Consider the following 8,971-nt stretch of genomic DNA (forward strand, 5'->3'; position numbering starts at 1 on the left):
CCCCCCTTATCAAGGGGGATCCCCCCGCCTATCGGCACCCCCCTTATCAAGGGGGGCAGGGGGGATCAAAGGCAAAATTTATCTTCTATTTAATTGGAACTACTTACTTAGCAATAATTAACAATGGCTAACCCACAATTATCTTTATCTCCCAGTCAACCCCTGAAAAAAGTTTCTATTCCTTGGGTAATTACCATTAGTTATCTAGTGGTTTTGTTGGTTTTACCGGCAGCGGCACTATTTGCTAAATCCCTAACCCTTGGTTTTGCCGAATTTTGGCGCATTGCCACTTTACCGATTTCTTTATCCGCTTACCAAGTCACTTTTTTTACTTCCTTAATTGCCGGATTAATTGACGGAGTTTTTGGCACTATTATCGCTTGGGTGTTAGTGCGGTATCGATTCCCGGGTAAAAAAATTGTCGATGCTTGCGTGGATTTGCCCTTTGCTTTACCCACTTCTGTTGCTGGTTTAGTCCTCGCCACAGTTTACAGTGATAAAGGTTGGATCGGTCAATTTTTTGCCCCCTTTGGCATTAAGATATCTTTTACCATTTTAGGGGTTTTTGTGGCGATGTTATTTATCGCTTTACCCTTCATTGTCCGCACCCTACAGCCGGTTTTACAGGAAATGGAAAAAGAAGTAGAAGAAGCAGCTTTATCCCTCGGTGCTTCCTCTTGGCAAATCTTTTGGCGAGTTATTTTTCCCACAATACTACCCGCCATTTTAACAGGAGTTGCCCTCGGTTTTGCCAGAGCGATCGGTGAATATGGTTCTGTAGTTATTATCTCCTCTAATATTCCCTTTAAGGATTTAATTGCCCCAGTTTTAATCTTCCAAAGACTAGAGGAATATGATTACACGGGGGCGACAGTAATCGGCATGGTTTTATTGCTGGTTTCCCTAGGAATGTTAGTAGTAATTAATTTCCTGCAACAATGGGGGCAAAAATACAGAGTTAAGTAAAGAGTAAAAAACCTTAGAGTATGACTGGAGACAGATCAAAAATGCAGAATCCAAAAGCCTTAACTAAAACGAAAGAATGGGATTACAAACCCCTACTGATTATCATTGCCCTTGTTTATCTGGCACTGTTATTATTTATTCCAGCAGCGGCAGTATTTTACTATGCTTTTCGCAATGGATTCCAAGCTTTTTTAGAAGCGGCGGGAACCTCTGACTTTATCGAAGCGGTAAGATTAACAGTAATTATTGCCCTAATTACTGTACCCTTAAACACAATTTTCGGACTTTGTGCAGCTTGGGTAATTGCTCGCAATCAATTTCGTGGCAAAACGTTATTAATTAGTTTAATTGACTTACCTTTTGCCGTTTCTCCTGTGGTAGCGGGTTTAATGATTGTACTGCTCTATGGGCGCAATGGTTGGTTAGGTTCTTTTCTAGAATTTTTCGATATAAAAATACTTTTTGCTTTACCCGGAATGGTATTAGCAACTATATTTGTTACTATGCCTTTTGTCGCTAGAGAAGTTATCCCAGTCTTAGAAGAAATTGGCTTGGAACAAGAGGAAGCGGGGCGCACTTTGGGGGCAAATGATTGGCAGATTTTCTGGCGCGTAACTTTACCTAATATTCGTTGGGGATTGATGTACGGAGTGCTGTTAACTAATGCCCGGGCGATGGGAGAATTTGGGGCGGTTTCTGTGGTTTCTGGCAGTATTTTAGGGAGAACTGCAACCCTGCCAATTTTCGTAGAACAGGCTTATAAAAATTATCTTACTCCTGCCGCTTTTAGTGCGGCGGCTATTCTCGCCTTACTAGCGGGAGTTACTTTAATTATCAAAGAAATTCTCGAACGTAAAACCGCCCACAAAATTCACACCACTTAACTACAATTAACCTAAAATATGAGTATTACCATCCACCAAGTTTCCAAACGTTTTGGCAATTTTCAAGCCTTAGATAATATAAGTTTAACCATTCCTGAAGGTAAATTAGTCGCCCTTCTTGGACCATCGGGATCGGGAAAATCTACCTTATTACGTTCGATTGCGGGATTAGAAACTCCCGACAGTGGCGCAATTATCATTAACGGACAAGATACCACTCATGTGGATCCTAGACGGAGAAACATCGGCTTTGTTTTTCAACATTATGCCCTATTTAAACATTTAACTGTCCGTCAAAATATTGCTTTTGGTCTAGAAATTCGCCAGCAAAAATCGCCAGTAATTAAGAAAAAAGTTGAGGAATTATTAGAATTAATTCAATTGCAGGGATTAGGCGATCGCTATCCCGCCCAATTATCGGGAGGACAACGGCAGCGAGTAGCTTTAGCCCGCGCTTTAGCCATTCAACCGAATGTATTATTATTGGATGAACCCTTTGGGGCTTTAGATGCAAAAGTTAGAAAAGAATTAAGGGTATGGCTGAGAAATTTACACGAAGAAGTTCACGTTACCAGTGTTTTTGTTACCCACGATCAAGAGGAAGCAATGGAAGTAGCTGATACGATTGTCGTGATGAATCATGGTAAAATTGAACAGGTGGGTTCTCCCGCCGAAATTTATGATCATCCAGCTACACCTTTTGTGATGCAATTTATTGGGGAAGTGAATATCTTACCCAGTTTAGCAGGATTAGGAAATGGACATCATCTGGGGGATAATTCCACCGTTTTTATCCGTCCCCACGACCTGGAAATTATGCCCAATCAAGATGGGTTGAATAGTTGGGCAGTGGTAAAAAGAGTTATTCATTTAGGCTGGGAAATACAGGTAGAATTAATGTTAGCCGATCGGGAAATGGTGGTAGCTTATCTCAATCGTGAGGAGTACAAGCAATTACAGTTACAACCAGAACAAACGGTACATTTAAAACCGAGAAAAGCGACTTTACTCACTGATTTTGACAATAAAAGTGAGAAAGTTATCGATTACTCAATTTAAAAACTTTATTTGTATGACAGCTTTTCTCATCAAGATGAAGTTTAACCAGCGGTTCATCGACTAGGGAAGAGGCTCTTCTGGTTTCTGTGTGGAAACGAGATCTATACTGATAGTTTCTTCGACAAAATAGTCCTAAAAGTGTTGCCCGATAAGCATTTCACGATTCCATAAGCAAAAATTATCACACAAAGTCGAGAAGAGCCGGGAAGACAATCTCTCGGCTGGCTGTAATACTAAATCCGTTGAGTAACGCACAGAAAACGGGTTTCTCGGAGAAACCCGTTTTCTACTCATGCAAAAGGCAAAAAGGGGAATAAATAATCAGTCTTTAATAACCAGATTTAGTATAATTCTGGCGAAAGCGTTTGTCAAGGATTGAGATAGCCCTATGTTTGTTGTGGGAAAAGGGTTTTATCAGTTATGCAGGGCTGCTTTGTAAGTAGCCAGTTGCGGTTTCACATCCCATTTAACAACTTTTGAGTCAAGACCTAATTTAGCGGCGTGATTGCTCTAAAATAAGGTCATCGCCCAATCAGTATATAGCAATGACCTTAATCGCTGTCATCGATTACGACATGGGAAATCTGCACTCTGCCTGTAAAGGATTGGAAACCGTGGGTGCAGTGCCGAAAATTACCGATTCTCCCCTGGATATCGAAAAAGCTGACGCTATTGTTTTACCCGGAGTCGGTTCTTTTGATCCTGCTGTCCGGCAAATTCGCAGCCGTCATCTCGAAAAACCGATCAAAGCGGCGATCGCTAACGGTAAACCCTTCCTCGGTATCTGTCTCGGTTTACAAATTCTCTTTGACTCATCAGAGGAAGGACAAGAGGCGGGTTTAGGGGTTATTCCGGGGACAGTGCGCCGTTTTCGCTCAGAACCGGGCATTACCATTCCCCACATGGGTTGGAATCAATTAGACTTCACCCAGCCGGATCATGCTCTTTGGCAGGGATTACCCCCGCACCCTCACGTCTATTTTGTCCATTCCTATTATGTCGATCCCCTTGATAGTCATCTAACTGCCGCCACCGTCACCCACGGCAGTCAAACGGTGACGGCAGCGATCGCTTGTGAGCGTTTGGTGGCGGTGCAGTTTCACCCGGAAAAATCCTCCACTAATGGCTTAAAAATTCTGGCTAACTTTGTTGAACAGGTGCAAAAATTAGCTTTAGTCTCCTAAATAAGCCTTTAAAACCCGCTCATTTTTTTGGATTTCGCTGGGAATGCCATCGGCTAAATTTGTCCCTTCTGCTAATACCCAAACGTGGTGACAAAGGGACATAATCACATCCATATTATGCTCGATAATTAAAAAGGTAATTCCCTGACGATTCCACTCAATAATATGGTCGCTGATTTGGCCGATTAAAGTGGGATTAACTCCGGCGGCTGGTTCATCTAATAAAATTAATTTTGGCTCGGTCATTAGCGCTCGGCCAATCTCTAATAATTTACGCTGTCCTCCCGATAAAGCTCCCGCATAATCGTGCGCTTTTTCCCTCAGACCGATCGAATCTAATATCTCCAAAGCTTTGGCCCGATTTTCCTGTTCCTGTAGGCGAATTTTTGCCCCCTGAAACCAGACTTTGAGAAAATTTTCTCCCGTTTGCCCCGGACTAGCTAAGAGCATATTTTCTAACACCGTTAATCGAGATAATACCCTGGCTACTTGAAAAGTTCTCACACATCCTTTCAAAGCAATTTGATAAGAAGGCAGCTGATGAATTGGCTGACCATCAAGAAAAACTTCCCCTTTATCTGGGCGAATAAAATTAGATAAAAGGTTAAAAAGTGTGGTTTTGCCGGCTCCATTGGGACCGATTAACCCGGTGATGCTGCCCTGCGGCACATCCAAATAAGCATTATTGACGGCACGAATGCCTCCAAAACTTTTCGATAATCCTTTAGCAGAAAGTAACATATATGAATTATGAATTATGAATTATGAATTATGAAGTGGGAAGTGGGAAGTGGGAAGTGGGGTGTAGGGTGTAGGGTGTAGGGTGTAGGGTGTGGGGTGTGGGGAGAATAAATAAAAATAATCTCCTGACTCCTGAATACTTACTCCTGAATACTTACCCCTCAGTTAAATTTAGTTTTGTCCAACCACTTAATTATTTTCCCAAAGTTAACTCCTCTTTTTTGCCGAGTATACCCTGGGGGCGCCAGATCATTAAAACCATGAGCAGCAGACCGATAATCATAATCCGTAAAGCCCCTAATTGGCTATCATTAAAAATATCTAATTGGGGTAGAATAAAGCGAGTCAGGGAATCGTAAGCCCAGAAAATTATTGATCCTAGTAAGGTGCCGGCATTGCTACCAGAGCCACCGAGAATGATAATAATCCAAGCGTTAAAAGTCAATAACGGTTCAAAATTAGTCGGGTAAATAGTGGTTAATTGCCATGCTAAAAAAGCCCCGGCTAAACCAGCGATCGCACCCCCTAACATCAAAGATTGTAACTTATACCAAAAGACATTTTTTCCCAAAGCCCGGGGAATTTCTTCATCTTCCCGGATAGCTTTGAGGATGCGTCCCCAAGGCGATCGCAAAAGTGATTCTAAACCAGTATAAACGAGAGCGAGGAGGACTAAAACTACCACCATCAACCCGGCTTTGTAATTATAATCATTCAGAGCAATTACACCGTTTATATACAGAAAAAGCAGGATTATCGCCCCTAACAACCCCCAAAAGATTAAAGCTCTCTTTTGCGTCGGTTGATAGCTTTTGCCGCTAATTTGCCCCGCTTCTCGCCATTGTCGTTGCAGATTGCGCCCCAATTGCCAGAGAGCAAAGATAGCAAGCAGGGTAAACAGGGCAATAATTAATAATTTGACGGGAAAACTGGGATTTATATCCAAAGGTAGGGGATAGCGTTGTAGTCCGAAACTGCCTTTCGTTAACCAATCCTCGTTAAGCACCAGCAAACGAATTAACTCAGACACCCCGATGGTGACAATCGCTAGATAATCGGCTCTTAATCTCAGGGTGGAAAAACCGATGGCTAATCCCAACAATGCCCCTAGGATCGCCCCGACAATAGCGGCAAAAATCATCGGTACACCTTGTAAAGTCAATAAAACCGTTGCATAAGCCCCTAAAGTGGCAAAAGCAACGTGACCAAAGTTAATTAAGCCTGTAAATCCCCATTGTAGATTTAAACCGAGGGCAAAAATCGCGTAAATACCCGCCCAAATTGTCAGGGAAACTAAATAATCTGTCATGTTATGGCAATTATCTTAATAGTGAGGTACAAAGTTGTCGGTTTCGGGAGTCAGGAGCCAGAAGTCAGGAGTCAGGAGACGATGCCCAATCCAGTTATACTTCATACTTATGAGAAACGCTATAACTCAAAAATGATCTTCAAGGTAAAAAGTAAAAAAGGGGTTGGGAGTGGGGGAGCGCCGGAGTTGGGGAGAAAAAAGCTGAAAACTCACATCTGATTACTGAAAAGGCTGATAGCTAACTGCTAGTATAATATCAGTTAAAACGGCCTCTGTAGCTTGATGGACAATTGTGGCGAGCGGAGGGTGCTAGGCTATTAATAACGAAAAAACCTTGTCCTGTTAATTTCTATGCCTCTTTTGATTCTAATTGCCGATGATGACCCCGGTATCCGCCTAGCGGTCAAAGACTATTTAGAATTAGCAGGTTATAGTGTGGTAGCGGCGAGTAATGGTTTGGAAGCTTTAAATTTATTGGATACCTATCATCCCCATCTTTTGGTATCGGATATCAAAATGCCGCGTTTAGACGGTTATTCTTTGGTGACTAAGGTGCGGCAACAGCCAGAATTTAGGTTATTGCCAGTAATTTTTTTAACCGAAAGAGGGTCAACAGAGGAAAGAATTCGCGGTTATCAAGTGGGTTGTGATATCTATCTTCCTAAACCTTTTGAGATGGAGGAATTAAAAGCAGTTATTCGCAATCTTTTAGAGCGATCGCAAATGGTGCAAAGTGAACGTCAATATCAGAAATTAAAACCAGAAGAAAGCCCCAAAACTAGGGATGTTTTAACTTCTTCTTTACAGGACGATTTTAAGTTAACTAATCGCGAGCGGGAAGTGTTAGAACATTTAGCCCGGGGACTTTCTAACAGTGAAATTGGGCAAAAACTACATCTTAGTTCTCGCACGGTCGAGAAATATGTTAGCAGTTTACTCAGAAAAACAACTACTAACAATCGCGCCGAATTGGTTCGTTTTTCCCTCGAACATAGACTAATCGATTAGCTGAAATAAAAAACTTAAATTTTGTTTTTTACTTCCTCCAAAAGACTGCCACAGGAGTCTAAAAGTAGCTCGATTACGCGGTCAAAACCTTCACGGCCACCGTAGTAGGGATCGGGAACTTCTTTTTCTGGGTGATAACGAGCATAGTCACACATTAACTTGATCTTTTCTTGATATTTTCCTGTCCGATCTAGGGATAAAATATCTTGATAATTGGCTTTATCCATGGCTAGGATTAGATCAAAATTCTCGAAGTCTTCGCGGGTAAATTGTCTAGCTGTCCCTTGCAGAGGAATACCGCGTTTTTTGGCCGCCGTATTCATGCGAGAATCGGGAGGAGAACCGATATGATAACCGGCAGTCCCCGCGGAATCACAGAGGATTTTATTGCCTAATCCTTCTTGTTCAATCAGATAAGTCATGATATTCTCGGCAGCGGGAGAACGACAGATATTTCCTAAACAGACGAAGAGTAGTTTATAGGGCATAAATTGACTGGTAGAATCATCACTAAATTGCCAATTATAGGGCATTTTTAACATCCCGATAAAGATTTATCCTCAAAAAACTCCTCGCTGTCCATTAACCTAATTTTGGCTAATCCCAAGCTTTCTAAATAATCTTGCCACCCTTGGGGAGTATCTTCGATCGCTAATAATCCTAATACCCTAGCTACGTCTGCTACCCAGGGTAGGGTATGAATTCGATAACCCTGCCAGTTTACCTCTAAGGATAACCAAGCGGGAATCTCTTGGGGGTTAAATTGTTGGGAGGCAAGATAATCAGCTTGAAAGCAGTAAATCCGAGGTGGTTTTTGACTCTCTAACAAGGTTAAACACTCCTTCTAATCTGGACATTAATCTCTTTCCTCATATTTTAGGGGAACCTCAGCATAATTTCTGTTAAATATGAACTTCTCTTGTCAAGAAATGGTTAAGTTTGCTCAAGACAATTTACCCTTAATTCTCCCCTAAGCGAGGACGGATAATTAAATAAATTGCCGGACCGATTAGAGGCAAAAGGGAAATTACCGGCAACAGGAAAGGATTTTTTAATCCCCGTCGGGTTAGATCATCTTGCAGCAAAATTGGACATAATAGGGTTAAAAGACAGAAATCTAAACTCATAACATGAATAAAACGGCTAGTTTGCCACTGATACCAAAAATCAGACCAATTGCCGTTAATTAATCCGTAAGCGATTAAAATTGCCGCAGTAATTAGGGCAATTACTCCCAACCAAGGTGAGTCTAAAAGTTTAATGACCAGATTTTTTTTACCAGTAAAATTGCTGTTGGGTTGACGGAGGGTTAGATAGGGTAAAATAGCGAAAGCACCCACGGCAAAGGAGGCAAAAGCAAAGGGCCAAGCGATGATTTTTTGGTCACGACCATCGATAATTAAAAGGCTAGTGTAGATAAGTGGCCAAACTCCCATCAGGTTGAAAAGAGAGATAATTAATGGGTTAATATCTTGCCATTTGCCACTGGAAAGATTGATAATTAAATTCATTGTATCTGGTTGATCGGGGGGTGCTAGTAAAAAAGCGTATAATCCGAAGCATAACCAAAGTAAACCGAGAATAATTTTTGTTAACATGAGAGTAGATAATTAGGTTACTTGAGTAATGGGAGTCCAGCAGATATTTTAGTAGAAAAGTGATCAAAAAATCAAGCAAGATTACCTAATCAATGATCACTAAGTAGGCAGGCATTAAAAATTATCAGATGCCCCCCTTATCAAGGGGATATCCCCCCGCCTATCGGCACCCCCCTTATCAAGGGGGGCAGGGGGGATCGGCACCCCCCTTATCAAGGGGGG

10 protein-coding genes are annotated in these 8,971 nt (G+C 41.8%); 5 read left to right on the plus strand and 5 right to left on the minus strand.

Going from position 1 to position 8,971, the window contains the following annotated elements:
* Positions 1-123 precede the first annotated feature (123 nt).
* The 4 genes from cysT to hisH all read left to right on the plus strand — a co-directional run bounded on the left by cysT (position 124) and on the right by hisH (position 4,093).
* Entirely contained in the window at positions 124-966 is an 843-nt protein-coding gene (cysT, locus tag IQ234_RS18230) for a sulfate ABC transporter permease subunit CysT (RefSeq protein WP_193958113.1), read from the plus strand.
* A 41-nt stretch (positions 967-1,007) separates the two neighbouring features.
* Entirely contained in the window at positions 1,008-1,850 is an 843-nt protein-coding gene (gene cysW / locus IQ234_RS18235; RefSeq protein ID WP_193958114.1) for a sulfate ABC transporter permease subunit CysW, read from the plus strand.
* Positions 1,851-1,868: 18 nt separating this feature from the next.
* On the plus strand, positions 1,869-2,909 hold the full coding sequence (locus IQ234_RS18240; RefSeq protein WP_193958115.1) for a sulfate/molybdate ABC transporter ATP-binding protein: 1,041 nt from the start codon (positions 1,869-1,871) through the stop codon (positions 2,907-2,909).
* A 545-nt stretch (positions 2,910-3,454) separates the two neighbouring features.
* On the plus strand, positions 3,455-4,093 hold the full coding sequence (gene hisH / locus IQ234_RS18245) for an imidazole glycerol phosphate synthase subunit HisH (protein ID WP_193958116.1): 639 nt from the start codon (positions 3,455-3,457) through the stop codon (positions 4,091-4,093).
* Here hisH and IQ234_RS18250 read toward each other — a convergent pair.
* Positions 4,082-4,834: an ABC transporter ATP-binding protein gene (locus IQ234_RS18250; protein WP_193958117.1), complete on the minus strand. Its 753-nt coding sequence runs from the start codon at positions 4,832-4,834 to the stop codon at positions 4,082-4,084. The genes hisH and IQ234_RS18250 overlap by 12 nt on opposite strands.
* Before the next feature lie 193 nt (positions 4,835-5,027).
* On the minus strand, positions 5,028-6,143 hold the full coding sequence (locus IQ234_RS18255; protein WP_193958118.1) for a branched-chain amino acid ABC transporter permease: 1,116 nt from the start codon (positions 6,141-6,143) through the stop codon (positions 5,028-5,030).
* Between the two features lie 351 nt (positions 6,144-6,494).
* Between IQ234_RS18255 and IQ234_RS18260 the strand changes: the two genes are divergently transcribed.
* Positions 6,495-7,151 carry a response regulator transcription factor gene (locus IQ234_RS18260; protein ID WP_193958119.1) on the plus strand — a complete coding sequence of 219 codons (657 nt, stop codon included), beginning with the start codon at positions 6,495-6,497 and terminating at the stop codon, positions 7,149-7,151.
* A 14-nt stretch (positions 7,152-7,165) separates the two neighbouring features.
* Here the strand turns inward: IQ234_RS18260 and IQ234_RS18265 are convergent, their stop codons facing one another.
* The 3 genes from IQ234_RS18265 to IQ234_RS18275 form a co-directional block, all read right to left on the minus strand.
* On the minus strand, positions 7,166-7,684 hold the full coding sequence (locus tag IQ234_RS18265) for a low molecular weight protein-tyrosine-phosphatase (RefSeq protein ID WP_069474568.1): 519 nt from the start codon (positions 7,682-7,684) through the stop codon (positions 7,166-7,168).
* 2 nt (positions 7,685-7,686) lie between these two features.
* On the minus strand, positions 7,687-7,980 hold the full coding sequence (locus IQ234_RS18270) for a hypothetical protein (RefSeq protein ID WP_002733401.1): 294 nt from the start codon (positions 7,978-7,980) through the stop codon (positions 7,687-7,689).
* A gap of 130 nt (positions 7,981-8,110) precedes the next feature.
* A complete protein-coding gene (locus IQ234_RS18275; RefSeq protein WP_193958120.1) occupies positions 8,111-8,749 on the minus strand; it encodes a DUF2834 domain-containing protein in 639 nt (212 codons plus the stop codon).
* Between the last annotated feature and the right edge of the window lie 222 nt (positions 8,750-8,971).

The sequence above is a fragment of the Microcystis aeruginosa LEGE 91341 genome, from assembly GCF_015206885.1.
In the GTDB taxonomy this organism is placed as follows: domain Bacteria; phylum Cyanobacteriota; class Cyanobacteriia; order Cyanobacteriales; family Microcystaceae; genus Microcystis; species Microcystis aeruginosa_H.

What these genes read in the sequence shown, in the direction of transcription:
- cysT (WP_193958113.1), top strand. Translation starts at nt 124, where the DNA reads ATGGCTAACCCACAATTATCTTTATCTCCCAGTCAACCCCTGAAAAAA.
- cysW (WP_193958114.1), top strand. Translation starts at nt 1,008, where the DNA reads ATGCAGAATCCAAAAGCCTTAACTAAAACGAAAGAATGGGATTACAAA.
- IQ234_RS18240 (WP_193958115.1), top strand. Translation starts at nt 1,869, where the DNA reads ATGAGTATTACCATCCACCAAGTTTCCAAACGTTTTGGCAATTTTCAA.
- hisH (WP_193958116.1), top strand. Translation starts at nt 3,455, where the DNA reads ATGACCTTAATCGCTGTCATCGATTACGACATGGGAAATCTGCACTCT.
- IQ234_RS18250 (WP_193958117.1), bottom strand. Translation starts at nt 4,834, where the DNA reads ATGTTACTTTCTGCTAAAGGATTATCGAAAAGTTTTGGAGGCATTCGT.
- IQ234_RS18255 (WP_193958118.1), bottom strand. Translation starts at nt 6,143, where the DNA reads ATGACAGATTATTTAGTTTCCCTGACAATTTGGGCGGGTATTTACGCG.
- IQ234_RS18260 (WP_193958119.1), top strand. Translation starts at nt 6,495, where the DNA reads ATGCCTCTTTTGATTCTAATTGCCGATGATGACCCCGGTATCCGCCTA.
- IQ234_RS18265 (WP_069474568.1), bottom strand. Translation starts at nt 7,684, where the DNA reads ATGCCCTATAATTGGCAATTTAGTGATGATTCTACCAGTCAATTTATG.
- IQ234_RS18275 (WP_193958120.1), bottom strand. Translation starts at nt 8,749, where the DNA reads ATGTTAACAAAAATTATTCTCGGTTTACTTTGGTTATGCTTCGGATTA.